Below are 24,588 nucleotides of genomic sequence, written 5' to 3' on the forward strand. Positions count from 1 at the left end.
TGAAAATGAGCTAAAGAGCTGAATAGAATTGCAAAACGTGAACGGCAATCTGAGCCTATTTTAAAATTGAAAGGAAAAGCGGGGGAAAGGTTATTATTATATGAATATTTGGTTTAAAATTTTATGTATTATTTCTGCTTTCCTAGGTTTATCCGCTATTATATGGTCAATATTGGGTACGACGGCAAATTTCCAGAGAGGACTAGACTTAGTGGGCACAGCAAACTTAGTCTTTATCGGAGGTCCCGTTTCAGTAATCATTTTGGTGTTTGTTGTATTGTTAATTAAAGGGTGGAATCCATCTAGTTTAGTGGCTAATGCACTTATTGTTTCTGGTATTGTTATACTTTTTTCTTTTTCGATTAGTTTATTTCAGAACACCAATACTGAGGGGTGGTTAACGGAAAAAATTACAAGTGATGATATAAAAATGACTACCGATCAGAAATACGAATATAGATTAGACCTAATTAATATGTTTCAAAAAAATAGCCATGCAAGGTTATATGTTAGGGATGTTGTATCAGATGAAGTAAAGGATATTGATGTCGAAATTAGCACAAGGACCATTGTAGTTTATACAACTAAAAGCTCTGGAACTCATTGGGGGTTCCTTAAGCCGACTAATGAACCAGACCGTTATATTCTAAATACAACAGAAGATCTAGGTATACCAGAAGAAAAATTTGAGGTGGATATTGCGAAAGGAGTCTCAAAAAGACTGGAGTGAAATGTTGTGGAATCTGAAGTGCCCAATTTCATTTGTTCAACCAACCGTTCGAATCATCAAACACACGATTAGCTTCTAGGTGAATATAACGAAGTAAAGCCACTAGGTCAGTCAATCGCTTTTCATTTGAACAATAATAACGCTCAGGACGAAGCCTCTTTATATTTATTGCTTCGTAGATTAGCCTATGCCATTGTTGAGGAACAGTTGTAATTCCGTAATATCCAGCTTCGACTTTACTCTTTATTTTGTGCTCTTTTATTGTGTATAGTTGCCGTAACATACCAAGTGTGCACCATTCAACTGATTCATCAAGCTGCTTAGTAACACTATCTTGGTCGGATAAGCTCTTTAATGTCAATTGCTTCTCTAATCGTTCTATCCAAGTAACCCAGTAATAATTTAGGTTATCAATTACATACCCGAGTAAAGATTTAATTTCTATCTCGTAATTGAAGGATTGTTCCGACCCATAGACCTTAATACCATGATTTTTTAAGATCCACCACGTGATTGGATTAATATCAGCCTGTGGAAATTCATTTTCAACCTCTTTGTGAGCCGCGGAAATTGCCTGGATATCGGACATGTTAAGCGGCTCGCAAAGAATTGCAATAAAATCTATATCGCTAGAACCTTCAATATAGTCTCCTAATGCAACTGAACCATATATGTAAACTGATATAATATTCGAATTATTTACACTTAAAGAATCACATAATGTATTCATAGTTCGTTCAACTACTTGTGGCAACATAACTAGCTCCCTTCAAATTCTGCTCTCATGTTAATTCCACATCGTTATCCGAACATCCTTTTAACCCCGACCTTGAGGCAAAAACACCTCAAGGTCTTTCTTGTACCCCTCTGGAATAGCCCAATTTACTTCACAAACTCTTCTACTTCATCAATCTTGATCCCATCCGTCTGCCTTTTTTATATAGAACGGTATACAGCAGCAAAACTCCACCCAGCAGCGTATATGAAAGCTTGCCCATAACAACGGAACCCGGAACAGAAAAGCCGGGGTCAAGGGTGCTAAGCGATAGCGGATAGGCAGTGAAGAAATCTGCGCCGAGCAAGTCAACCGCTGCCGGAAGCGGCAGCAGATAGAGCAGAAGGAACAGAGGGATCAGCACAAACAGCAGCAATGACGGGCGGGTGGAGCCCACCAGCAGGCCGAGTCCCAACAGAAATATGAGCACCGGCAGCAGAACCATCAAAGTTGGGGCAAGCAGGGCGGATACAGGTACAGATGCTCCAAATATAACAAGTAAAAAAACGATGCCCAGCAAGACGGTGCAAAAAGCGAGCGCAAGCCATGCGGTAGCTGCTGCTGCGCATTTAATCGCGAGATGCCGTGCGGGTGGAGTTGGCGTTGCGGCTGTCAGCGTCTCCACACGGCGAGCCTTGGCGGAGAAAAAGCTCCACAAAAAGAAGAAAAGCGCGACGGACAAAAGGGGCAGCATCTCCGCCAGATAACTGCCAAAGCTCCAGGGAGAGAAGGGGGCGGTATGCGCCACGCCTTGGACCGTTCTGGTGCTGAGAATCTGCCAGCCAAAACAGAGCGAGATTGCCACAAAGCCCCAATAAAATTTGCTGCATACAATCATGCGAAGTTCATAAAAAAATAGCTTATTCAAGCTTCAGCTCCTCCTTTGTTAAGCCACAGGCGTCCAAAAATTGCTGATAGGTCAAATACGGAGAGTTAGGGTCGACTTCCCGGTTAAAAAGTCCGCTCAAAATGTCATCCATCTTTTTCTCTCCGCCAACAAGCTGCTCTGCTTTCAAAATTTTCAGTGGCATTTCGGAGTACTGCCTCATCTGAGACAAGCTGTTGGCCAGCTCCGTCCGATAGGATTTCGGCAGTCTCTCCATATACTCCGGATTGCGGATATAGAAATTCTGGTAGTAGTCGTTCACTTCGGCCTGCCAGTGATCCACATAGTTTTGTTTGGCGTAAGCTTCCCCGTATATCTCCTTCATCAGGCGATAGGTGGTGTAGACTGTGAGCCCTTCTGAACTCCAGGTGGCTTCGGGGTCTTCCTGGGAGAACATATTGCCGAGGCCCCACCACTGATGGATAATTTCGTGCGCCAGCACTTCATTGCCGCCTGCGCCTTTGCGGGAATCCTTAAGTCCCCGCTCGCTAAAGCTGTCCTCTCCCATTACACTGGCCCCGTTACCGGCATAACCTCCGCCCGACGATCCGATTTCAACAATTCTCATCTTGTTGTCCTTGTAAAATTGCAGCGGCCCGTAATGTGTGGTGCAGTACTCAAATACTTGCCTGATAACGTCATCTACACTAAATTGCTTCATAATGGCCGCATGCTTGGCGCTGTACCAAAAATCCACGTCAATGCCGGCGGCTTTGATGCTGTGCGAAGCGTAGTCACCCGCGTACAGGATAGCGCTTGTTCTGCTCGTTTTAACTCTCCATTGCACAGTGCCGTCCAAATGTTCACCGGTTTGCACTGCGGTTTCCGTGCCGAAGAAAACCGGCGTCATGCCGGAGGGCAGTGACAGGTCAATGATATAGTCAGGAACGCCATCCGGTTGCCAGTCAAAGTCCAAAGGAATGGGAGCAAAGCTTTGATTGGCCAAATAAACATAATCTCTGCTGATTTGCTCGGTTCCTCCTTGAGTAAGCTCAAGAATATTCCATTCCTGCGGAAATCCTCCGTATTCAAGGGAAAGCTCGATCTTCTTGTCGGCGGGAATATCCACCTCCATTGTTTTTGCGTTCAGCTCGTCATTAGCCAAATCCCGGAAGGCAACGGCCTTGCCGTTGGCGGTAGCCGAAGTGAAGGTGTAACCCGGAACGACTGAGAAGGAAATGGTCTGGGTCTTGCCGCTGGCGTTCAGCAGTTTGAATACGGCTTCGCCCCGCTGGCGTCCGGCGGCAAGCTCGGGGTTCGCTGTTACATGAATTGATGAGAGGGTTACTTGTTCATTGAATTGGATATTGTCATTCGCAGCGAAATTGATCTCCTTCTTGCTATGGTCCACAAAGGGCTGTGAGGTGTAGGTCAGGCATCCGCCAACCGCCAGTACTGCCGCCAGCAGAGGCACATAGAGCTTACGGATGTTCAAGGCCAATGAACCAAACAGACCTTTGTTATATCGCCGTACACCGAGAAAGGAGGCGATCCAGGCGGCGCTGAGAAGCAGCAGCCAGAACAGGCGGTTCCACAGAACCGACCTCAGCAGCCGGGAGGTTCCAAACACATCGGACAAATAGCTCATTGAGGGATTGATCCAGCGGAGCAGCCAATGCTCATCCCAGACAAGTAAGCTCAGCAGTACAAATGCGGCAAAAAGAGCCAGAGTCAGATCCAGCCGCCGGGTGATGTGATAAGCCGCTGCGGTAAACAAAACGGCAAAGATCATGGCTGGCAGCATAACGGCCAGATATACCGTTACATAAAGGTCTAAACGGAACACAGCACCGATCTGCGCGTGTGTAAAAGGAAACCAGACCAGCAGAGTCAATACTTGAGCAGCAGCAGCAACTAGAATTAATGCCAATGTTCGGACTACTGCCGCACTGAAGGGCGAAACGATGGTATCAGTCAGTACGTCCGTGCGTGTCCGCTGCACCCGGTTCAGTTCAAGGGCCGTCAGCAGGGCAAACAAAATGGCTCCTGCCAGTGCCCCCACCATTGCGGGATTGCCCAGGTAGGTTCCGTTAACAGAGGTGAGGTAACCACTGCTCGAGTAAGAAGGCAACGGGCGATAGACCCACACCCCCAGAGCCGGTGCCAGGCCGGCGAATGCTGTAAGCAGCCAGGTAAGCCGGTCTCGAACAAGCCGCCGGGTTTCCACTCGCAGCAGGGAATAAAAAGTCATTGCCAGGCTCCTCCTTTTTCAACAAGAAACAGATAGGCATCCTCCAGCGTCGGCTCTACCGGCTGGGCATAGCTGGGCAGCCTGTCTGCCACGCCCCGGCAGGACACGCCCTCCATGGTGTTGATCCGGGAAGTAATGAGAATCGTCTCGCCAGCGTCATTTGCTTCGTTTTCCATAAAGACTCCCACATGCCCTTGTGCCAGCAGGATAAGCTCGTCCGGGCGTCCAGTGAACAGGACTTTTCCGTGGTTAATGACGATAAGCAGGTTGCACACGGACTGCACATCCTCAATAATGTGAGTGGAGAGTAATACAATCTTGTTCTGGGCCATCCGGGAGAAGAAATTTCGGAAGCGGATGCGCTCCTCAGGGTCAAGTCCTACAGTGGGCTCATCAAAAATAAGAAATTCCGGCTCCCCAAGCATCGCCTGCGCAATGCCTACGCGTTGCCGCTGTCCGCCGGAGAGTGTACGGATACGGGCTTTGCGCTTGTCTTCCAGACTGGTGTCGGAAATAGCCTTATTGATCGCTTCCTTGCTGTTCGGGATGCCTTTGAGCGCAGCCATATAGTCCAGAAACTGCCATACGGTAAGCTCGTCAAACAGGCCGAAGGTCTGGGGCAAATACCCCAATTTGGACTTTAGTTCCTTTTCGCAGGCGGAGAGGGGTTTGCCATCCATCATAATGGAGCCTTCTGTAGGCAGAAGGCCTGCCACCAGCAGCTTCATAAGTGTGGATTTGCCGGCTCCGTTTGGGCCAAGCAAACCAATCAGATTAGGGGTTTCGAGCTGCAGGCTTACATCCCGCAAGGCTTGTTTGCCGGCAGGATAAGTCATGCTCAAGTGGTCAACGGTTATTTGCATGTTGTTAGTGATCCTTTCTGTTGTGAGTTTCATAGAGTGCAGGGAGGCTTGCACCCTGTTGTTGACAATAATAGTTTCTTATTTTGAATCAGAGTTGGATTTAACTTGTAGATTGTATGGAGCTTTAATTGAAGGTTACTGTCACCACTACACTATTGTCAGAATTTATGATCTGGCACCTCGCGCCGTGGCGGTCCAGAATGATTTTGGTAATGTGCAGCCCCAGGCCGTTGCCGCCGCTCTCGCGATTGCGTGAAGACTCGACCCGATAAAAGGCTTCAAATATATGCGGCAAGTCGTTCTCCGGGATAGAGGCACTGCTGTTTTTGATGATCAGAACGGGAATGCTGTCTTCTGCAGACAGGGACACAGATATGGAAGCACCCTTGGGGGAGTAAAAAATGGCGTTGGTGATTAGATTGGCCACTGACCGGCCGAGCAGCGCCGTATCGCCGCACACTGTCAATCCCGGAGCAGCTTGCACTTCCAGCGTCTGCTCCTTCTGTTCAGCCAATTCTGCTGCTTGTTCAGCTTGGGTTAGGACGAGGGAGGACAAATCGACGGCTTCCCGCTTCAGGGTGAAGCCGGCATTCTCCAATCTGGATATCTCCAGCATTTCGCCAACCAATCCCTCCATGCGGTTGGTCACAGCAAGAGAACGGAGCAGATATTTGTCACGGTTCCGGTATATGTCCACGCCTGCAAGCATCCCGGATATTTGTCCCTTCAGGATGGTGATCGGTGTTTTTAATTCATGGGAAGCTGCGGAAAAAAACGTCATCCGCTGCCTCTCCAGCCTCATCTTCCTGTCCAGCTCCTGGTGCAGGGCGGCGTTGGCCGTCTGCAATTCGGCAAGAGCGGAGGACAGTCGGTTTGACAGCTCGTCCAGATTTCGGCCCAGCACCCCGATTTCATCCGTACGTTTTTCCTGGCATCTCCATGTAAAGTTTAAATCGGCCATTTTTTGCGAAATCGCGCTGAGCCGGACAATGGGTTTTGTAATGTACCGGGAATACAACATCGCGCCAAGCAGTGAGGTTGCCAGCACGACCAGCGCCAAATAGGGCCAGACCTGCGTCAGCGCCTGTTTTGTACGGTTTACGACTGTCAATCCGGAAAAAACCGTCAGAGTGTAGGGTTTAGCGGAATCCCGAAAGGTGAATGTATACGAAGAGGAGTCACGTGTTATATAAATGGCGCTATTGCTTTCTGGACTCATGACCTCTACGCTGTTTGCCTGTGTGGTGGCTGTATCAAGCTTGTCTCCCGGGCTATGCGTGATGGAAGTTGTCACAGAAACATTCGAGTTATCGCTGCGGACTCCGCTAATTTCTTCGGAAACCGGCAGGTCCATTTTGCGGCCCTCGGCATTCAGAAGCGTGACTTCGGCCCCTGTCTCAATCATGAAACGGTCTATAATTGGCCCGCTGTCCTTAAGTGCAGTTTGCTGCAAATCATTCAACAGCCTAACAGAGCGGTTCTCCAGATCGTTCTTGACGATGGAAGTAAAGGTAATCGGAGTGGTCCAAACGATAAAAGCATAGGTTATGCCGCAGGCCGCCGCCAGAATCAGCGCCGTAATTATAAATACGCGTGCTGTCAAGCTGCTCCGCAGCGCCTTAATTTGTTTTTGCAACACGATATCCAACCCCCCGGACCGTTTCAATATAGTCCCTGTCCAGCTTTTTTCTCAGATTCTTAATGTGGCTGTCCACAATCCGCTCATCGCCATAAAAATCGTAATTCCACAAGCGGCCGAGTAAAACCGTACGGGTCAATACCCGCCCTTGATTTTGCAGCAGTTCCCTCAGCAATTCGAATTCCCGGCTGGTCAAATCCAGCGGAAGATCGTCCACAGTGAGCTGATAGGCGTCCAGGTCTAATACGAGATCCTTGTAGACCAGCAGGTGGTTATCCGCTTCATCGCTGCCCATCCGGCGCAGAACTGCGGCGATTTTCCTCAATAGAACCGGCATGGAGAAGGGTTTGGTTACATAATCGTCAATGTTTAAATCGAAACCTCTGAGCTGGTTTTCTTCCGCATCCAGAGCGGTAAGCATAATGATGGGAATGCCTGATTCACGGCGAATCAGCTCGCAGACCCCGTAACCGTCAATTTTGGGCAGCATGACATCCAGCAGAATCAGGTCCCACTTTTCGTTATGAAATAGATCCAGGGCCATAATTCCGTCGTCCGCAGCTCCCGTCTGGTAGCCTGAGTCTCTCAAATAGGCGATGAGCATTTCCTGTATATCCGGTTCATCCTCAATCACTAGAATTCGTTTCATATGTATCACTCCTACCCTGAAGTATAGCGTATAAATTTGGAAATTGGATGGATTTTGGTCATTCGGGGATTGTTGACTTTATAATGAAATGTAACCTTTCCCCGCGAACGTGGCACTTAGATTATGAATACGGAAGAAAAGAGGTGCGGGAAGCATGCGGCAGTGGGTAGAGGATGCGAGGCAGGGGGACGCGGAGGCGTTCGGACAGCTGATGCTGCATTGTCGCGGGATGGCTTATGCGGTGGCTTATGATCTGTTGAAGGATGTCCATCTGGCGGAGGATGCTGTACAGGAAGCGTCCGTGGAGGCCTTAGTGAATCTGGACAAATTGAGCGAGCCGTCTGCGTTTCCGGGCTGGTTCAAGACCATTGTTGTAAGGCAGTGCCAGCGGACTCTGCGGCGTAAGCGCCATGCCATGCTTCCTTTGGAGGAAGCTATGTTTTGCTCCCAGGACTCGCAGGGGGTAGCGGAAATCGCGGAACGAAAGGCGGAGGAGCAGGTACTGCAGCGCACAGTGGCGGCGTTGTCCGCCAAGCTGCGTGTGCCGGTACAGCTATTTTATTTCTATGGGTACTCCCTTCAGGAGATTTCCGATTATCTGGGCACTCCGGTCCCGACACTCAAGAAACGGCTATATGATGCCCGGCAAAAGCTGAGAGGCGCGCTGCCTGTAGCCGACCTGGCTTCCGTATTTAATCATTTGTATGAAGGAGGCGGGCACATGCTGCATATTGTCAACGGTGATGTTGTAGGCGACATGCTGAAGATGGGGATCGTCCAGGGCGATGTACTGGTATGGAGAGAAATTTACTCTTCCGGTCCCATATTTGAAGAACTTTCCGGGCCAAAAGAGCGGGTCCAACGTGCCCAATACTTGGAGCAAAGACTCGGCATCCCATCCGCTGAATACATAGCGAGCTGTGAGGAACAAGAGAAGAAGCTTCATGGCTTAACCCGGTACGACGAAGTTGTATTATGGTTTGAGCATGACCTGTTCGATCAGAGCATGCTTTCTTACCTGCTGCATTGGTTCAAAAGGCATAAGCTTGGCCGCACGAAGCTAAGTCTGCTCTGCATCGGAGAGTTTCCGGGAATTGAGCGGTTCCACGGTCTTGGCCAGCTGTCTCCGGCCCAGCTCAAGACCTTATCCGGGACCTGGCGGACGATAGGGCGGCAAGAAATGGAGCTTGGAAGCGAGCTGTGGCAGGCATACGCATCTCCAGACCCCGTTCGAATGGCTGATTTGCTGGAAAAGAAGAGAGCAGACCTGGAGGTATCCGCCCTACCTTTTGCCTACGAAGCTTTCAGAGCTCATTTATCGCGGTTGCCTTCAGTGAACTCCGGTCTTGGGATCGTGGAACAGACAACACTTGAGGCCGTCCGGGCTGGAGTCAATACGCCGCTGGAGTTATTCCGACTAGTTACGGACGCGCTGCATGTTCTCGGTATGGGGGATCTTGAATATTGGAAATTTCTCCGCGCTTTGGCAGTGGGCAGCCATCCTTTAATTAGTATCGACGGCGTGGCAGCGGTGGCAGATTTCAGAGAAATTCCGGACTTTCTGAACCGCCAAGTGGTCCTGACCGGGCTGGGAGAACAAATATTGGACGGAGCGGCAGACCGCGTCGCGGTGCAAGGGATTGACGAGTGGTATGGAGGCCTGCATTTGCAGGGATATGACGTGCCGTGGCGGTGGGACAGCTCAGCCGGGAGACTGGCAGTGAGGCCATTTTAACCGTTACAACTGACGAAGGATTTTGAAGAATACACTTGAGGGATCTCCTTGTTATAAGGGGGTCTTTCATTGTTTTTACCAATTAACTGGATTGGAAAAATTTTGGGTGGTATGATTGGATTATAAATTCGCCAGCTGCCAATGAAATACGGCCTAATCATCAAGTGAAAAAAAATACAGCTTTGTGCCTTTGGAATCATTGTAAGGAAATGAGATTATATTCTAAACTGATTAAGCCGATGTAATAACTGTTGGACGAAACAGAAACTAAACAGAGAAACCTTTTGGAGGAGAGTACCATGGCTAGAAAACATTTTATTTGCAGTAAATGCGGCTGTAAAGATTACGCTGTGGATCAATTCCAGGCAACCGGCGGCAACTTTGCGAAGCTTTTTGATGTCCAGAATAAGAAATTCATTACGATCAGCTGCCAGGAGTGCGGCTACACCGAGCTGTATAAGGCGAGCACGTCCACCGGATTGAATGTGCTTGATTTTTTGATGAGCTGACCTTGCGGCAAATGCTACTTAACCCAATTGGGAATGTGATGCCCAAAATATCTCGCAACCTTCTCCAGTTCGGACATGACTTTATTTATTTTGCTTACTTCCAGGAACCAGTTTTCTTTCGATATTCCAGTTTTATCAATGACCGGGCTAACCAGAAAAGCCGTTTCCCTGGGAAAGTCGATTTGGTAGGTCAATAAGGCTCTGCGGGCATGATAGTTCTTACACACCAAGATTATTTTTTTAGGATAGATATCTGCTTGTGTTAAGACCTCCAGGGACAGACTGGAATTCTGAAAGGTATTTGCCGCTTGATCCTCTTGTAGTATTGCATCCTTGGGTATCCCTAATCGGACGCCTTCATCCCGTAAAAATGCCCATTCCGTTGTCTCCACATTAGGGGTTGCACCTCCTGAAGGAAGTACAAAAGGCGCCAATCCCTGATGGTATAACTCTGCTGCCCTCGCCATTAACTGAGGTTGACTGCTGCCCGGGATCAAGATAACATCCGCTGGCTCTATTTGCGTCTCAAAGAACATAAAATTTGTGATGCAATCAAAAGGAAATGACATTTCTCTTCCCCCAATCCTCCATAAAGCTACTCCCTCTCCTATCGGTAAAATCCAGATTTTAGCTTAATACTTTGCTCCTATTGCATTTAAGATGGAAGGAGAAGTAAGCTTTTACATAGAATGATAATTAGTGATGGCAGATAGAGCACTCATTAGCTGTTATTTTCAAAAAAGGGGGCAGAAGGCAGACATGACCTATTCACAAGTCACCAAAAATGCATTGGCCCGCTCACTCAAAAAGCTGATGCTCACAAAGCCGCTCCATAAAATCACCATTCAGCAGCTTACCGCCGATTGCGGCGTGACCCGGCATACCTTTTACAATCATTTTCAGGATATCTATGAGCTGCTGGGCTGGGTCTATCAGACCGAAATTATTGAAGGGCTTGAGCAGTACCGCAATGCCGCCGGCTGGAAGCAAGGATTTCTGAGCGTGCTGTACTATACCCAGAGCAACAAAACCATTTGCCTGAATACCTTCCATTCCCTGGGGCGCGAGCATCTGGAGAAGTTTCTGTACGGTGTGATTTATGGCGTCATGATCAAGGTTGTGGATGAGCTGGATGCGCTGGAGGAGCCGCGGGCAAGCGTCCAGGCCAAGGAGGAAATCGCCGATTTCTATACGCTGGCTATTCTGGAGCAGGTGATCCATTGGCTAAAAGCTGGAGCGAACTCCGACCCGGCCCAGATCGTGGGCAAGGTCGCCCGGATTATGGACGGCAGCATCTCCCGTGGTCTGGCGAAATACCAAACGGCTGCGATAAAATGACACAATCCCCGCCATATGTGTAAACCCTGTACAGATGCGAATAGCTGTCCATAGAATTCTTTTTTCCCGCTGGGTATAGTGAAGTCATTCAAAGGCACTTATCCTGGCGATCGAGGAAGGGACGGAGACAAATGGGCACTTATCAAAGAATTCACCCGCTGGTACAGGAAGGCATCGCATCAAGAAAAGCTTATCTGATTGGTGGAGGCATCGGTTCACTGTCGGCAGCCGCTTTTCTGATCCGTGACGGGCATATGCCCGGCCGGAATATTCACATTCTGGAGCAATCGGCCGTGTACGGCGGTTCGATGGACGGAGCAGGCAATGCCAAGGATGGTTATAGCGCCCGGGGCGGACGCGAGATTGAGGAGCATTTTGAATGCTTCATGGAGCTGTTCGGCTTCATTCCGTCGCTGACCAATCCCGACCGGACGGTGCTGGACGAATTCCGTGAGCTGAACCTTGCCGAGCCGATTGAATCTCACTGCCGTCTGGTGGAAGATGCGGGGCAGAAGGCTGATTTCTCCTCGCTTGGACTGTCTACGGCGCATGCGCTGCAGCTGGGCAAGCTGGCAATGGTGACCGAAGAGAAGCTGGGCGCGGTGACGATTGAGCAGTTTTTTGACACAAGCTTTCTGGAAACGAACTTCTGGTATTTCTGGCGCTCGATGTTCGCGTTTGAGAACTGGCACAGTGTGGTTGAGGTCAAGCGCTACATGGAACGGTTCATGCACCTGATCTCGGGAATGAATCAACTGAAGGGCATTTTGCATACGGAATACAATCAGTTCGACTCGCTGATTCTTCCGCTGATGAAATGGCTGGAGAGCAAGGGCGTTCATTTTGACAAAGGGCATCAGGTTGCCGATCTGGATGTAGATTTCAGCGGCGGCGAGAAGACCGTTACGGCGATTCATGTCCTGGTGAATGGAGCTCCGAAGACGATTTCAACCTCGCGCAGCGATCTGGTGATGGTAACGAACGGCTCAATGACAGAGAATTCCACCCTTGGCGACCTGGAACATCCGGCGATCCTCAACCGTTCAGTCACAGAACGCGGCTGCTGGAGTCTATGGGAAAAGCTTGCCGCCAAATCCCCGGATTTCGGCCGTCCAGAAGTTTTCTGCGGGGATATTGACAAGAGTAAATGGCTGTCCTTTACGATGACTTTTACAGATGATGAGATCGTATTCCCTTATCTATTGGAGCTAACTGGCGATCTGCCGGGCATGGGCGGCGTGGTAACGATTAAGGATTCCAACTGGATGATGTCGTGGACCGCGCCGAAGCAGCCGCATTTCATCAACCAGCCGGACAATGTGAAGGTGCTGTGGGCGTATGGCCTCTTCCCGGATGCCGAAGGCAACTATATCAAAAAGAAAATGAGCGACTGCACCGGACGCGAGCTGCTGGAGGAACTGTGCTACCACATGGGGCTGAAGGACCGTATCCCGGAAATTCTGGCCCATACCACCAACGTCATTCCTTGTATGATGCCTTATATCACCTCACAGTTCATGCCGCGCGTTGCCGGCGACCGTCCGCAGGTTGTACCGCAGGGCAGCACGAACCTGGCATTCCTCGGCCAATTCGCCGAAGTGCCGGATGACTGTGTGTTTACCGTGGAATATTCGGTGAGATCGGCGATGATGGCCGTATACAGCCTGCTGGCGCTGGAAAAAGAAGTGATCCCCGTGCACCCGAGCAAATTCGATGTGCGTGTGCTGCTGACCGCCGTGCGAACCTGCCTCGGCAACAAACCGCTGCCCCTTGACCAGACGCTGGGCCAAATATTATCGGGAACGGTCATTTCGAAGCTGCTGTAAGCAGTTCAAGGCGGGTTTATAAAGGAGATTATAAATTGGGAGTTCCAGTAGCCACAGCGTTGGCAAAGGGACTCCTTTTTTGCGCATCTGCTCAAGACAATCGGAAGCGATTATGGTATGAATAGAAGGAGAACAGAAAAATCTCTTAAGAGAATTGAAATGAGGTTTAAATATGCGAGGGGAGTTTTCCTTCAGTATATACGCTGACAGCTTGGATTTTGAGGAGATTAGTGCAATGTTGAGTTCGGCTCCAAGCCGTATCATTAAAAAGGGACAGATCGTAGCGCAAGCAAGCCAAAGGAAAGTTCCGTTCGACAGTTGGCATTTAAAAGAGAAGTTTCTTGAGGATACGGCACCGGAAGCCGCGCTTACCCGTTTACTGGATAAGCTGCTTCCGTACCGGGAGGAGATCAGCAAGCTGCAGCAAAAATATGAGAGAGTAAATCTTAATGCTTATCTGAGGTCTGAATACGGACAGATGGGTATTGATCTCCCCCTGGAAACAGTTAGGGCGCTTGGTGAGCTCGGGCTGGGACTCAGTGTGCATATTCTTTCTTTTGGCGGGGTGGAGCTAGAGGGAAAATGATTTTGATCGCTGACACCATTCGACATTATATTCCAGAAAATAATGATACTATGATGTAAAACTTCCTCTGGAGGAACCTGCTATGAAAAAGATACTCGGTAGAATAGCATTGGCGCTGCTGCTGCTGACGTTTGTGGCTATTGTGCTGTGCTTTTATTTTAACAAGTTTATGTATGCATACTCCTTAATCCTGGTCCTGTTCTTCATCTTTGCCGGGATGGGCCAGCTCTACAAGCTGAAAAATGACGAATACATGTACCACAAAGTGAACCAGCGCGATCCGTATGAGGATTACACTAGATAGGGGACAAGTAATCCCCATAAACGTTAGAACCAAAACCCCGGGCAAAAAGTCGCTATCATAGGATGCTTGCCGGGGTTTTTTGCTGTGAACACAGGCGGATGCCGCTCAGAGTTTGCATTTACCCATTGCCAAAATACGGCTCTTTCCTTTACAATACTATAATGATAATGATTATCAATTTCATAGGTAAAAGGTGGAAGATATGAGTCTGCAGGCAACGGCTGGTACAAAGGCAGGCCAGCGACAGAATGAGGTGAAGCTTCTTTCACGCCCTTGGGCAGCGGCTGATCCTGATCGGTGGCCTGATTGCTCTTGTGCTGGGCATTGCAGTATCGTTCTCGTTCGGGGCTGCGGATATTAAGCTGTCCGTGGTATGGAGCGCTATTTTTCAGTTCAACCCGGATATCACGGATCATCAGATCATTCGGGAGCTTCGGCTGCCGCGCGTGCTTGGCGGTGCTATGATCGGCGCCAGCTTTGCAGTAGCGGGAGCGATTATGCAGGGAATGACCCGCAATCCGATGCTTCCGGCATCGGCGCTGCTTGGATCGCTGCTGGTCATTACGGCGGATACGATTGGCCGCTGTATTTTGCAGCCGTCTGAAATTCCGACCGGGATTGTCGTAGCCGTTATCGGCGCGCCTTATTTTCTCTATTTGCTGGCCCGGACCAAGGCATAACTATATCAGTTGAACAAAAGAACTACCAAAAGGCAGAAGTGGCGGAGGGGAAGTTTGGAACTTTAGGAGCGATAGCGTCCGCCTGAGAGCTTTCCGAAGGAAAGCTGGCATCGTAAGCACAGGCTATGTTTGGATTTCTACCGTAGGCAGCGGTTCAAATCAGGAAATCCAAACATAACAGCGGCCGGAAGTCCAAACATTCCCCGCAGTTACGACCAGACCTTAATATGTAAATCTAAAGTTCAACTTATTTAGAAGCTGAGATTTGTACAACAGAAGATTACCATTATACCTGCGGAGGGGAAATCATGAAGAGTCAACTGGAGTTATACGATGTGACCATTATTGGCGGAGGTCCCGCCGGGATGTATACAGCCTTCTATAGCGGTATGAGAGATTTGAAGACAAAACTGATTGAAGCGAAGGAAGAGCTGGGCGGAAGAATGCTCATCTATCCGGAGAAGATGATCTGGGATGTGGGAGGCGTCACCCCGATTCTTTGCCGGAAGCTGATTGACCAGCTGGCAGAGCAGGCCCGGACCTTTGATCCAACCATAGTTTTGGGGCAGCAGATCATTGCCCAGGAGCGGCAGGAGGACGGCACATATATTCTGACCTCGGCTACCGGCGAGCAGCACTGGACACGTACGATTATTCTGACGATCGGCTACGGTATTCTGCAGATGGCGAAGCTGGAGATTGAGGGGGCCGACCGTTATGAGGTAACGAATCTCCATTATACTGTGCAGGAGCTGGAGCCGTTCCGCGGCAAGCGTGTGCTGATCTCCGGCGGTGGAGATTCGGCGGTGGATTGGGCCAACGAGCTGGAGTCCATTGCTGCCAGTGTGACGATTGTACACCGGCGCGATCAGTTCGGCGGCCATGAGAAGAACATTACGCGCATGAAGGCATCCTCCGTTGATGTGCGTGTTCTCCATGCGGTAAGCCAGCTGCACAGCAGCAATGGGGAGGAAATTGACAGGGTTACGATCAGCCATGTTGAATCCGGCGCAAGTGAGCAGCTTGAGGTGGACGCAGTGATTGTGAACCACGGCCTGAAAAGTGATTTTGGCCCGCTGAGAGAATGGGGACTGGATATGGGCGAATGGTGCGTGAGCGTCAGCGGAAGGCTTGAGACGAACCTTCCGGGTGTATTTGCCGCAGGGGATTTTGTAGACTACAGCAGCAAGGTCCGGCTGATTGCCGGAACCTTCACCGATGCGGTACTGGCTCTGAACAGTGCGAAGCTGTATATAGATCCTGAGGCTCCGAAGGTAGCCTATGTCTCCTCGCATAATGACCGGTTCAAGGAGAAGAACAAAGCGCTTGGCGTAAGCGACGAACACTAGCAGGCATACTATTAACGGAATTGCAGCGCTCTATGAGTCCGCCCGTGTGTAGAGAATTCTACATGCAGGCGGTCTCTTGCTGCTCTGTGCTTGAGCGTATTCCATAAGCTGCATAAAAAGAGGGTAGCGGGCGAATAGTATGTTCAGGAGGTGCTGATAATGGCTATTCGAAGAAAAGAACCGAAAACAACCGGAAAAGCTGATGACAGCAGTCAAAACTCCCCGCTCTCCCACAGCCTTGAGGATAATTTGCAGCAGATTAGAAAAGCTCTGGGAGATAGCCTGGACCTGACGATACGCCATTTCGAACCGATTGAATGGGCTCCCCAGGTTGCTGCTGTCTACATGGTAGGCATCACCGATAAGGAAATCGTAGATGATTTCATTTCACATGCCATGTCCTTTCAAGCCTATCGCGGTGAAGAGGAGCCCAAGGTGTTAACGGGCATGGATGTTCTAAATTACATGAAGGAAAAAGCGCTGAATGTCGGCAAACAACAGCCTGTCAAAAATCTTAGCGAGCTGTTTGCTGCCCTATTGTCCGGGAACACCATCGTTCTGATTGATGGCCAGGATGAAGCGCTCAGCAGCAACACAAGCGGAGGCGAGGTCCGCAGCGTCTCCGAAGCGGGAACCCAGGTGTCGATCCGCGGCTCGAAGGAAAGCTTTACGGAAACGATTTCGACCAATATATCGCTTGTGCGCCGGAAAATTAAGAACCCTAATCTATGGGTGGAGTCGATGAAGCTGGGTGCGGTGACTCAGACGGATGTGGCGATTATGTATATGCACGGCATTGTGAATGAAGAGATTCTCGGGGAATTGAAGCAGAAGCTGAAGGAAATCCGGGTAGATTCTATTTTGGAATCGGGCTATATTGAACAATTGATTGAAGAAAGCGGGTATTCACCGTTTCCTACACTATTCAACACGGAACGGCCCGACAGCGTTGCCGGTAATCTGCTGGATGGAAGAATTGCTGTTTTTGTGGATGGAACGCCTTTTGTACTCATTGCTCCTACAACATTTTTTATGTTTTTCCATACCGTAGAGGATTACTATCAGCGGTTTGATATTTCGACATTGATCCGTTTATTGCGGTTCCTCTGTCTGCTCATTTCTTTGTTTGGCCCTGCTGTCTTTGTCGCAGCGCTTAACTTTCACCAGGAAATGATTCCTACTCCGCTGCTGATTAATTTGGCTTCACAGCGGGAAGGGGTCCCATTTCCTGCTTTTGTCGAAGCCTTGATGATGGAGGTTACGTTTGAAATTATCCGCGAGGCGGGAATCCGCCTGCCTTCACCGATAGGACAGACTGTATCTATTATTGGAGGTTTGGTTCTTGGACAGGCCGCGGTTCAGGCGGGGATTGTCTCTCCAGCCATGGTTATCGTAGTTTCATTAACGGGGATCTCAAGCTTTACCACTCCTGCATTTAATATGGCGCTCTCTATACGTATGCTGCGATTTGTTATTGTGTTTGTTGCTGCGTTTATGGGGCTGTATGGAATAGCCATATTCAGCATGATGCTGGTAGCCCATTTATGCAGTCTGCGTTCGCTTGGAGTTCCATATATGTCGCCTATGGCTCCTTTTGCCCCGCAGGATCAGAAGGACACTTTAATCCGTTCACCTATCCATTTCACGAAGATCAGGCCGCGCCTGGCAGACAAGTCCAATATTGTGCGCAAGAAGGCGGGTAAAGCCAGCGGACGGGGAAATAGCAATGAGAGCTAAAATAATCGTCTGCATGGTTGTATGTTTGGGTCTCTCCGTAATCCTGACCGGCTGCTGGAACAGTAGGGAATTGAACGACCTGGCGATTGTGAGCGGGATCGGGATTGATAAGGCGCCTGGCTCGGATAGGTATCAGGTTTCATTTCAGGTGGTGGTCCCATCGGCTTCGAACTCCAGTCAAGGTGCAGGCAGCGGCCAAGCGTCAATTACCATTTATTCCTCAACCGACAGCACCATCTACGGAGCGCTTCGCAGAACCTCAAAGCGGGCGACCCGGAAGCTGTTTTTTGCTCATACTCAGCTATTGGTGCTGGGGGAATCTGTGGCCAAAAGCGGGATCAATGAAATATTCGATATCTTTGAAAGATCCCATGAGCTCAGACTGAACACGACAGTGCTGATATCCAGGGATACGGACGCAGCTTCGGTCCTAAAGGTATTATTGGCGCAGGAAAGCGTGCCTTCTATTGGACTGGTCAAAAAGTCGGACAACACTGCAAAGGTGTGGGGAGAGAACCAGAAGATCAATGTTTTTGAGGCGATTAATGATATCACAGGAAATGGCGGTATGACCATCAGCGGAGTGCGGATTATCGGCAGCGTGGAAGATGGCAAGAAGAAAACGAATCTGGATCAATCCGAGGTGCAGGCAGCTATACTGATGAGCGGTCAAGCTGTATTCAAGAAGGGAAAGCTTATAGGCTGGATCGAAGGCTCGGAAGCGAGAGGTGCGGGATGGATTGTTAACAAACTTCTGGAAACCAATTTGAATATTGACACTAGTGATATGAAGGATGCCGTTGCCGTTAACGTGCTGTTTTCCAAAACAAAGGTCAAGGTAGAGATCGTGAAGGGGTTGCCGGTTTTCCATGTCCTCGTCACTGAGGAAGGAAATATTTTTGAAACGAAAACCTTCGTGGATTTGAGCAAAAAAGCGGAAATCAAAAAGCTGGAAGCGGCCATGGAAAAGCAGACGAGGGACGAAATCCAGCAGGCTGTGCAGGCGGCGCAAAAAATGAAATGCGATTATTTGAACTTTGGAAATGAATTAAAACGCGTAAGTCCGGCCGTATGGGCAACTGTAGAGAAGGATTGGGAACAATTATTTGCCAAAGGAACGCTTGATCTTAAGATTAAAGCCTATATTCGCGGTACTGGAATGAGGCTGGCGCCGTTCTCGTCCCCTTGAGGGAGGAGCGCTTGGTTTCTAATGAATAGATAGGGTGAGCTAAGGTGATGAGAAAAGAAGCTGTCGGACCAAGTCAGTTATTCTCTATGATCGTGCTATTTGAATTTGGAACGGCGCTGGTTGTTCCTATTGGCCTGGAAAGCGGTCGGGCAGTATGGCTGTCCATACTGATGGCCTTGCCTGGAGGAGTAGCGCTGTATCTGATCTACAATGATTTATACCGGCAGTTTCCGGGTCTGATCATCAGCGGCTATACACAAAAAATACTTGGCAAGGCTATCGGCTGGCCGCTGAGCCTGCTGTATATTCCAGTGCTGTTGTTCAATGGCTCCAGAAATTTGCGGGAGGCGGGCGACCTCTTAATCTCGGCTGCCTATGACCGGACACCGCTCCTGATCATCACTGCGATTATGGTCATTGCTGTAATGTTCATTCTGAACAAAGGCATCGAGGTATTTGCCAGAACCGCTGAAATATACTTTTGGATTATGATGATCATGGGGGTCATCTGCAATTTTGTAGTGATTGCTGCCGGACTGGTTGATTTCAAGCACCTGTTTCCGCTTCACGCCAAGGATCTATGGGACGCATTCGGTTCGGCATACCCCAGCATCTGGATTTTTCCGTTTGGGGAATTGGTCTGCGTAACAACGATACTTCCATTTTTCAGCAAAGTTAACAAGGCGAAGAGAGTAGGCGTAACAGCAGTGATATTAAGCGGGCTGCTGCTCACGATTACTCATATGGTTGAAATGTCGGTGCTTGGGGAGGACATGTACAAAAGAGCAGCCTTCCCGATATATACGACGATAACATTGGTGAACGTGGCTAACTTTATCCAGCGGCTGGATGCGCTTGTCATTTTAACCTTGATTATTGGCGTATTTTTTAAAATGTCGATCTATTGTTACGCGGCAACGGTAATCACTGCAGATTTATTTAAGGTTAAGGATTACCGGAAATTGGTTGTGCCTGTCGGGGTGGTTGTTCTGTTCAGTTCTTTTGTCAGTGCGGAGAATTATTCCAGTCATCTGAACGAGGGAAAGGTATTCCTGAAATATATTTTGCAGGTCCTGTGTGCGTATATTCCCATATTTCTGTTCGTTGTCCACCATATACGTAAACGGTTTGGCTGGTACGATTAGCTCAGGATTGGGATTTCTTGTTCTTCTTAAGCGCCTCCCATGCTGTGATGATAACCGGAAGACAGAGAAATGCAGTGATGACCACCAGTTCCTGGAAGGTTGTAGTGGCAAAGATAGAGCCTAAGAAGCTGAACGACTCGGAAAATGGAGTCCCGGTCAGCCAATCAATGGAGATTACGATGGATAAGTCCAGCATGGCAAGCACCAGGTAAATAAAGAGGATTTTCACGGGGATCGTCTCCTTCATGGATGAATTAACGTTACTATTCCCTTCTTCGCCGGTCTCTAGTCATTCGGGCAGCCTTTATATTGACAGACTACGAACAAATCGGTAGATTGATTGAAGGCTGGAGTAATAAGGTTATTTACTTCAGGAAGGAGGCGGGGCATATCATGACGACCTGGAATTTGCAAGGGACGGTCAACCATTTGCTGATCTGCGGCGGCAGCAGTTGCCGGAAACATAAAGGTGAAGAGGTAGCCGAGGCCATAGAGAATGAGATTGAGAAGCAGGGCGCGGCAAGCAGGATACATACCACTGTGACTGAGTGCAACGGAAGATGCTCGGATGCCTGTATCGTGATCTCTTATCCTGAAGGGGTATGGTACAAGGAGATGACCCCCAAAGCGGGCAAAAAGCTGGTGCGGAAGGTTCTGCAGAGGGAGCAACTGGAAGATCACATTCTATACACCTATGACGGAGGGCTGCGGGCCGCGACTGAAAAGGGTGCCAAGGGTAAAAAGAAGAAGTAAAAATTACATCCAATAAGATCAAAATACCGTCAAAGCGCTGACGGTATTTTTTTTATAATGTAAGCAGAGTTAAGGCATGACCTATAACGAAACAATTGAGGTGCTTAAGACATGGGGCAAAATATGGAGACTATAACGCAAAAGCCGCGGGCTGCGCGGGAGCGCAAGTCCTGGTCGCTGCAAAAGGGCGAAACGCTGTCCGGACTGCTGTTTGTAAGCCCGATGCTGATCGGGGTTACGGTTCTGGTGCTGATCCCGATCATTGCTACGATGGTGCTCGGCTTTGCCGACTGGAACTTTGTGCAGGGCTTTGATGGTATCCGCTGGGTGGGGCTGCAGAATTTCAGCAATCTGCTGCAGGATGATATGTTCATCCGCTCGGTGCGCAACAACTTTATTTTTCTGCTGACGGTGCCGGTGTATTTGCTGGTGTCGATGGTACTGGCGATATTGATTGACCGCTATGTGTATATGAAGGGCTATTTCAAAATCGCTTATTTTGTCCCTTATGTATCCATGACTGTCGCGGTGGCGATTGTGTGGCAGGTGCTATTCCAGCCCTCCTACGGACCGATTAACGAAATGCTGAAAGCCTTCGGAATTGCCGATCCGCCAAAATGGATTGCCGATCCGAATTTTGCCCTGATCTCGATTATGATGATCTCCATCTGGATCTCTATCGGCTTCAATATGATTATCTACATCGCTGGCCTGCAGTCCATTCCAAAGGATTTATATGAGGCTGCCGATATCGACGGGGCAAATAGCTGGACGAAATTCAGACGGATCACTTTCCCGCTGCTGTCGCCGACTACCTTTTTCCTGCTTGTAACCGGTATCATTGCTACGTTCAAGGTGTTTGACATTATTGCAGTTCTGACACAAGGCGGGCCGATTGGCTCAACAACGATGATGGTCTGGTACCTGTATGATACAGCCTTTGTTAATCTCAAGGTTGGTTATGCTTCCGCCATCGCTGTAGTGCTATTCATATTCGTCATGCTGATTACGTTCGGACAATGGCTGGCCGAGAAGAAATGGGTCAATTATTAGACAGAGAAGTGAGGGGAAGAAGCATATGGAAATGCGCACAGGCCTTGATTGGCGCAAAATTATCGTTACGGTTGTGATGTTTGCGGGAAGTATATTGTTCCTGCTGCCTTTTATATGGATGCTGGTCACCTCGTTCAAGGTGGAGTCGGAGGTGTTCGCTTATCCGATTCAGTGGCTGCCCAAGCAATGGAATGCGATTGAGAACTATAAGGAGGTCTGGTTCGGAGATTACCCGTTCACGCTGTATTACTGGAACTCGATTAAGGTTGCGGTGATTACAACTGCGGCGTCTTGCCTGATCTCGGCAATGGCTGCCTACGGCTTCTCCAAAATCAAATTCCGCGCCAGCAATATCCTCTTTATGATCGTGCTCGTTACCTATATGATTCCAGGACAGGCTATTCTGATTCCGCAGTTTATTATTTACCGCAATATCGGGCTGTTCGACAGCCATCTGGGTCTGATTCTGCTCGGGACCTTCAGTGTGCTTGGAACCTTTATGCTGCGGCAGTTTTTTATGGGGCTGCATCAGGAGTTCATTGAATCGGCCAAAATCGACGGTGCCGGACATCCGCGTATTTTCTGGTCGATTGCCCTGCCGTTGGTGAAGCCTGCTGTGGCCACCTACGCGATTCTCCGTTTCATCTGGACCTGGAACGATTATCAGAACCCGCTGATCTTCATCCGCAGCGACAAATGGCTGACCCTCCCGATTGCGATCCAGAAGTTCACTTCCATGAGCGGAGAATTCTATTCCCTGATTATGGCTGCGGCGGTATCGGCAATCCTCCCTCTTATTATTATTTTTATTCTGGGTCAAAAGAATGTTATTGAGGGAATCGCGCTTGGTGGAGTGAAGGGTTAGAAATTCTGAAATACCGCTTATAAAAGCAGTATAAAAGGTGAACTTGAAAAATCCGAAAATTTAGGAAAGGGACGGAGGGGAAGTTTGGAACTGGAGGAGCGAACGCGTCCGCCTGAGAGCTTTCCGTAGGAAAGCTGGCATCGTAAGCATAGGCTATGTTTGGATTTCTACCGCGACCAGCGGTTTCAATCAGGAAATCCAAACATAACAGCGGCCGGAAGTCCAAACATTCCCCGCAGTCACGACCAAGCCCAAATTGGCCGATCTCAGATTCACTTTTAATACAAGTAAAAATAATTCAATAAAAGTAAATATTGTTTCATGTGCCAAATGAAAGCGTATTCTATAATTCGTTTATGAGTCACCTAAATATTCAAGGGAGGGTTCAATGATGGTCACAAGAAAAGTATGGCCGGCGGCAATTGCGGGGGTTCTGATGTTAAGCCTGCTGGCTGGCTGCGGCGGCAATAATGCTGCAAATAGTAATGAAGAGGCGGGCAAGGCAACGAATGGAGCAGCAGCCGGCAGTACAGAGAAAACAAACCTGCGGCTCTATACCTATGGTACGGAGGAAGCCTACAACTGGAAGCACACGCTGGAGGCTTATGAAGCAGCCAATCCGGATGTCACGATTGAACTGGTGCAGTTGAGTGAGAAAGGCGATACACAGGAGGCTTTCAAGAAGCTGGATCTGGAGGCGGCATCCTCTGCACAGATGGATATTCTCATGTTCAGTGATGCAGCCGGTTATGCGCAGCGTGTGGCGCTCGGCATGGCTGAGCCTTTGGATGATTATATTGCCAAGGACGGCTACAAGGTAGAAGAAGACTATAAAGTGGATACCCATCTGGATGGCAAGGTCTATGCGCTGCCAGGCAAATTCAATCCGTGGTATGTGCTGCTGAACAAGGACAATCTGGATGAGGCCGGTCTTGCGGTTCCAACGGATTGGACATGGGATGATTTTGCCGGCTATGCCAAGAAGCTGACGAAGGGCGAAGGCGCTTCGAAGCGTTACGGCGCTTATTTCCACGGTCCGCAGGCAGGAGGCTGGATGGAGTTCCTGAAGCTGAAGATGGAGAACCAGCCGCAGAACTCTGAGTTTCTGAAGGCAGACGGCACCTCCAATCTGGATGACCCGAATTTTAAGGCAACGCTTGAGCTCAGACTGAGAATGGAAAAAGAGGATAAATCCTCGGTGCCCTACACGGACATGATCTCTCAAAAGCTGGCTTACCGCACACAATTCTTCAACCAGTCCGCCAGCATGATTCTGATCGGCAGTTGGATGAACACGGAAATCGGCGGAACGGAAAAGGTGCCTTTGAACTTTAATCTCGCGGTAGCTCCATTTCCCAAGAACAACGCTGGTGATGAAAATGGTCTGACGCCAGTGACTACAGACTATGTGGCCGTAGCCGCCAAATCCAAAAACAAGGAAGCCGCCTATAAATTTGTCCGCTGGTACACCACGGAAGGCCAGCTTGTCCAAGGCAAAAACATTCCGGCCTGGAGCAAGGTGACAAGTGATCAAGTCGAAGGGATTATTGACACGATCCTTGCCGGCACGAAGAATCCGGAGAAGGTTGACAAGAAATCACTCGTAGACACGCTCGTAGCTTCCAAAGCATCGGCAATCATTCCACCGGCCACCTATCAGGCTGAGGTATACAAAGCGATTAACGAGGAATATGAGAAGATGATTCTTGGCGATCAGGATGTGGATACGACGATTCAAAACGCTCAGGACCGTGTTAATAAAATAATTTCGGCCAACAAAAAATAA

Annotated in this window: 24 protein-coding genes and 1 pseudogene; 17 read left to right on the plus strand and 8 right to left on the minus strand. The window is 49.1% G+C overall.

The window, feature by feature from the left end; all coding sequences use genetic code 11:
* The first annotated feature begins 100 nt into the window (after positions 1-100).
* Positions 101-730 carry a hypothetical protein gene (locus tag ACX1DY_RS10610; protein WP_458964162.1) on the plus strand — a complete coding sequence of 210 codons (630 nt, stop codon included), beginning with the start codon at positions 101-103 and terminating at the stop codon, positions 728-730.
* 28 nt (positions 731-758) lie between these two features.
* Here ACX1DY_RS10610 and ACX1DY_RS10615 read toward each other — a convergent pair whose 3' ends face one another.
* The 6 genes from ACX1DY_RS10615 to ACX1DY_RS10640 form a co-directional block, all read right to left on the minus strand.
* Entirely contained in the window at positions 759-1,487 is a 729-nt protein-coding gene (locus ACX1DY_RS10615) for a nucleotidyltransferase domain-containing protein (RefSeq protein ID WP_458964163.1), read from the minus strand.
* Between the two features lie 142 nt (positions 1,488-1,629).
* A complete protein-coding gene (locus ACX1DY_RS10620; protein WP_458964164.1) occupies positions 1,630-2,373 on the minus strand; it encodes a hypothetical protein in 744 nt (247 codons plus the stop codon).
* Positions 2,366-4,582, minus strand: a complete 2,217-nt coding sequence (locus ACX1DY_RS10625; protein ID WP_458964165.1) for a M1 aminopeptidase family protein — start codon at positions 4,580-4,582, stop codon at positions 2,366-2,368. The genes ACX1DY_RS10620 and ACX1DY_RS10625 overlap by 8 nt, the downstream gene beginning before the upstream one ends.
* Complete coding sequence (locus ACX1DY_RS10630; protein ID WP_458964166.1) at positions 4,579-5,445, minus strand: ATP-binding cassette domain-containing protein; 867 nt, start codon at positions 5,443-5,445, stop codon at positions 4,579-4,581. The genes ACX1DY_RS10625 and ACX1DY_RS10630 overlap by 4 nt, the downstream gene beginning before the upstream one ends.
* Before the next feature lie 124 nt (positions 5,446-5,569).
* A complete protein-coding gene (locus ACX1DY_RS10635; RefSeq protein WP_458964167.1) occupies positions 5,570-7,084 on the minus strand; it encodes a sensor histidine kinase in 1,515 nt (504 codons plus the stop codon).
* Complete coding sequence (locus ACX1DY_RS10640) at positions 7,065-7,733, minus strand: response regulator transcription factor (protein WP_458964168.1); 669 nt, start codon at positions 7,731-7,733, stop codon at positions 7,065-7,067. The genes ACX1DY_RS10635 and ACX1DY_RS10640 overlap by 20 nt, the downstream gene beginning before the upstream one ends.
* A 154-nt stretch (positions 7,734-7,887) precedes the next feature.
* On the opposite strand from ACX1DY_RS10640, the gene ACX1DY_RS10645 reads away from it, so the two are divergent.
* Both ACX1DY_RS10645 and ACX1DY_RS10650 read left to right on the plus strand, forming a co-directional pair.
* Complete coding sequence (locus ACX1DY_RS10645) at positions 7,888-9,468, plus strand: sigma-70 family RNA polymerase sigma factor (RefSeq protein WP_458964169.1); 1,581 nt, start codon at positions 7,888-7,890, stop codon at positions 9,466-9,468.
* Positions 9,469-9,767: 299 nt separating this feature from the next.
* Positions 9,768-9,977: a zinc ribbon domain-containing protein gene (locus ACX1DY_RS10650; protein WP_458964170.1), complete on the plus strand. Its 210-nt coding sequence runs from the start codon at positions 9,768-9,770 to the stop codon at positions 9,975-9,977.
* A gap of 14 nt (positions 9,978-9,991) precedes the next feature.
* Here the strand turns inward: ACX1DY_RS10650 and ACX1DY_RS10655 are convergent, their stop codons facing one another.
* Positions 9,992-10,546, minus strand: coding sequence for a YdcF family protein (locus ACX1DY_RS10655; RefSeq protein WP_458964171.1), 555 nt, complete (start codon positions 10,544-10,546; stop codon positions 9,992-9,994).
* 190 nt (positions 10,547-10,736) lie between these two features.
* Between ACX1DY_RS10655 and ACX1DY_RS10660 the strand changes: the two genes are divergently transcribed.
* The 10 genes and pseudogenes from ACX1DY_RS10660 to ACX1DY_RS10705 all read left to right on the plus strand — a co-directional run bounded on the left by ACX1DY_RS10660 (position 10,737) and on the right by ACX1DY_RS10705 (position 20,131).
* A complete protein-coding gene (locus ACX1DY_RS10660; RefSeq protein WP_458964172.1) occupies positions 10,737-11,315 on the plus strand; it encodes a TetR/AcrR family transcriptional regulator C-terminal domain-containing protein in 579 nt (192 codons plus the stop codon).
* 131 nt (positions 11,316-11,446) lie between these two features.
* On the plus strand, positions 11,447-13,141 hold the full coding sequence (locus ACX1DY_RS10665; protein ID WP_458964173.1) for an oleate hydratase: 1,695 nt from the start codon (positions 11,447-11,449) through the stop codon (positions 13,139-13,141).
* Between the two features lie 172 nt (positions 13,142-13,313).
* Positions 13,314-13,727, plus strand: coding sequence for a DUF4279 domain-containing protein (locus ACX1DY_RS10670; protein ID WP_458964174.1), 414 nt, complete (start codon positions 13,314-13,316; stop codon positions 13,725-13,727).
* Positions 13,728-13,809: 82 nt separating this feature from the next.
* Complete coding sequence (locus tag ACX1DY_RS10675; RefSeq protein ID WP_458964175.1) at positions 13,810-14,031, plus strand: hypothetical protein; 222 nt, start codon at positions 13,810-13,812, stop codon at positions 14,029-14,031.
* Between the two features lie 202 nt (positions 14,032-14,233).
* Positions 14,234-14,579: pseudogene (locus ACX1DY_RS10680) on the plus strand (iron chelate uptake ABC transporter family permease subunit); the annotation flags it as partial.
* Positions 14,553-14,711, plus strand: a complete 159-nt coding sequence (locus ACX1DY_RS10685; RefSeq protein WP_458964310.1) for an iron chelate uptake ABC transporter family permease subunit — start codon at positions 14,553-14,555, stop codon at positions 14,709-14,711. The pseudogene ACX1DY_RS10680 and the gene ACX1DY_RS10685, both read left to right, overlap by 27 nt.
* A 308-nt stretch (positions 14,712-15,019) precedes the next feature.
* Positions 15,020-16,060 carry an NAD(P)/FAD-dependent oxidoreductase gene (locus ACX1DY_RS10690; protein WP_458964176.1) on the plus strand — a complete coding sequence of 347 codons (1,041 nt, stop codon included), beginning with the start codon at positions 15,020-15,022 and terminating at the stop codon, positions 16,058-16,060.
* 159 nt (positions 16,061-16,219) lie between these two features.
* Positions 16,220-17,797 carry a spore germination protein gene (locus ACX1DY_RS10695; RefSeq protein WP_458964177.1) on the plus strand — a complete coding sequence of 526 codons (1,578 nt, stop codon included), beginning with the start codon at positions 16,220-16,222 and terminating at the stop codon, positions 17,795-17,797.
* Positions 17,787-18,986, plus strand: coding sequence for a Ger(x)C family spore germination protein (locus ACX1DY_RS10700; protein ID WP_458964178.1), 1,200 nt, complete (start codon positions 17,787-17,789; stop codon positions 18,984-18,986). The genes ACX1DY_RS10695 and ACX1DY_RS10700 overlap by 11 nt, the downstream gene beginning before the upstream one ends.
* Before the next feature lie 47 nt (positions 18,987-19,033).
* Positions 19,034-20,131 carry a GerAB/ArcD/ProY family transporter gene (locus ACX1DY_RS10705; RefSeq protein ID WP_458964311.1) on the plus strand — a complete coding sequence of 366 codons (1,098 nt, stop codon included), beginning with the start codon at positions 19,034-19,036 and terminating at the stop codon, positions 20,129-20,131.
* Position 20,132: 1 nt separating this feature from the next.
* Here ACX1DY_RS10705 and ACX1DY_RS10710 read toward each other — a convergent pair whose 3' ends face one another.
* A complete protein-coding gene (locus tag ACX1DY_RS10710; RefSeq protein ID WP_458964179.1) occupies positions 20,133-20,360 on the minus strand; it encodes a hypothetical protein in 228 nt (75 codons plus the stop codon).
* A gap of 164 nt (positions 20,361-20,524) precedes the next feature.
* On the opposite strand from ACX1DY_RS10710, the gene ACX1DY_RS10715 reads away from it, so the two are divergent.
* The 4 genes from ACX1DY_RS10715 (at position 20,525) to ACX1DY_RS10730 (ending at position 24,588) form a co-directional block, all read left to right on the plus strand.
* Complete coding sequence (locus ACX1DY_RS10715; RefSeq protein ID WP_458964180.1) at positions 20,525-20,884, plus strand: (2Fe-2S) ferredoxin domain-containing protein; 360 nt, start codon at positions 20,525-20,527, stop codon at positions 20,882-20,884.
* Positions 20,885-20,995: 111 nt separating this feature from the next.
* Positions 20,996-21,937, plus strand: a complete 942-nt coding sequence (locus ACX1DY_RS10720; RefSeq protein ID WP_458964181.1) for a carbohydrate ABC transporter permease — start codon at positions 20,996-20,998, stop codon at positions 21,935-21,937.
* A gap of 25 nt (positions 21,938-21,962) precedes the next feature.
* Positions 21,963-22,802, plus strand: a complete 840-nt coding sequence (locus tag ACX1DY_RS10725) for a carbohydrate ABC transporter permease (protein ID WP_458964182.1) — start codon at positions 21,963-21,965, stop codon at positions 22,800-22,802.
* A gap of 391 nt (positions 22,803-23,193) precedes the next feature.
* Complete coding sequence (locus ACX1DY_RS10730) at positions 23,194-24,588, plus strand: ABC transporter substrate-binding protein (RefSeq protein WP_458964183.1); 1,395 nt, start codon at positions 23,194-23,196, stop codon at positions 24,586-24,588.

It is taken from the genome of Paenibacillus sp. BAC0078, from assembly GCF_054483875.1.

Excerpts from the sequence above, each read along its gene's own strand:
- ACX1DY_RS10610 (WP_458964162.1), top strand. The coding sequence starts at position 101 with ATGAATATTTGGTTTAAAATTTTATGTATTATTTCTGCTTTCCTAGGT.
- ACX1DY_RS10615 (WP_458964163.1), bottom strand. The coding sequence starts at position 1,487 with ATGTTGCCACAAGTAGTTGAACGAACTATGAATACATTATGTGATTCT.
- ACX1DY_RS10625 (WP_458964165.1), bottom strand. The coding sequence starts at position 4,582 with ATGACTTTTTATTCCCTGCTGCGAGTGGAAACCCGGCGGCTTGTTCGA.
- ACX1DY_RS10630 (WP_458964166.1), bottom strand. The coding sequence starts at position 5,445 with ATGCAAATAACCGTTGACCACTTGAGCATGACTTATCCTGCCGGCAAA.
- ACX1DY_RS10640 (WP_458964168.1), bottom strand. The coding sequence starts at position 7,733 with ATGAAACGAATTCTAGTGATTGAGGATGAACCGGATATACAGGAAATG.
- ACX1DY_RS10645 (WP_458964169.1), top strand. The coding sequence starts at position 7,888 with ATGCGGCAGTGGGTAGAGGATGCGAGGCAGGGGGACGCGGAGGCGTTC.
- ACX1DY_RS10650 (WP_458964170.1), top strand. The coding sequence starts at position 9,768 with ATGGCTAGAAAACATTTTATTTGCAGTAAATGCGGCTGTAAAGATTAC.
- ACX1DY_RS10655 (WP_458964171.1), bottom strand. The coding sequence starts at position 10,546 with ATGTCATTTCCTTTTGATTGCATCACAAATTTTATGTTCTTTGAGACG.
- ACX1DY_RS10660 (WP_458964172.1), top strand. The coding sequence starts at position 10,737 with ATGACCTATTCACAAGTCACCAAAAATGCATTGGCCCGCTCACTCAAA.
- ACX1DY_RS10665 (WP_458964173.1), top strand. The coding sequence starts at position 11,447 with ATGGGCACTTATCAAAGAATTCACCCGCTGGTACAGGAAGGCATCGCA.
- ACX1DY_RS10670 (WP_458964174.1), top strand. The coding sequence starts at position 13,314 with ATGCGAGGGGAGTTTTCCTTCAGTATATACGCTGACAGCTTGGATTTT.
- ACX1DY_RS10675 (WP_458964175.1), top strand. The coding sequence starts at position 13,810 with ATGAAAAAGATACTCGGTAGAATAGCATTGGCGCTGCTGCTGCTGACG.
- ACX1DY_RS10685 (WP_458964310.1), top strand. The coding sequence starts at position 14,553 with ATGCTTCCGGCATCGGCGCTGCTTGGATCGCTGCTGGTCATTACGGCG.
- ACX1DY_RS10690 (WP_458964176.1), top strand. The coding sequence starts at position 15,020 with ATGAAGAGTCAACTGGAGTTATACGATGTGACCATTATTGGCGGAGGT.
- ACX1DY_RS10695 (WP_458964177.1), top strand. The coding sequence starts at position 16,220 with ATGGCTATTCGAAGAAAAGAACCGAAAACAACCGGAAAAGCTGATGAC.
- ACX1DY_RS10700 (WP_458964178.1), top strand. The coding sequence starts at position 17,787 with ATGAGAGCTAAAATAATCGTCTGCATGGTTGTATGTTTGGGTCTCTCC.
- ACX1DY_RS10705 (WP_458964311.1), top strand. The coding sequence starts at position 19,034 with ATGAGAAAAGAAGCTGTCGGACCAAGTCAGTTATTCTCTATGATCGTG.
- ACX1DY_RS10715 (WP_458964180.1), top strand. The coding sequence starts at position 20,525 with ATGACGACCTGGAATTTGCAAGGGACGGTCAACCATTTGCTGATCTGC.
- ACX1DY_RS10720 (WP_458964181.1), top strand. The coding sequence starts at position 20,996 with ATGGGGCAAAATATGGAGACTATAACGCAAAAGCCGCGGGCTGCGCGG.
- ACX1DY_RS10725 (WP_458964182.1), top strand. The coding sequence starts at position 21,963 with ATGGAAATGCGCACAGGCCTTGATTGGCGCAAAATTATCGTTACGGTT.
- ACX1DY_RS10730 (WP_458964183.1), top strand. The coding sequence starts at position 23,194 with ATGGTCACAAGAAAAGTATGGCCGGCGGCAATTGCGGGGGTTCTGATG.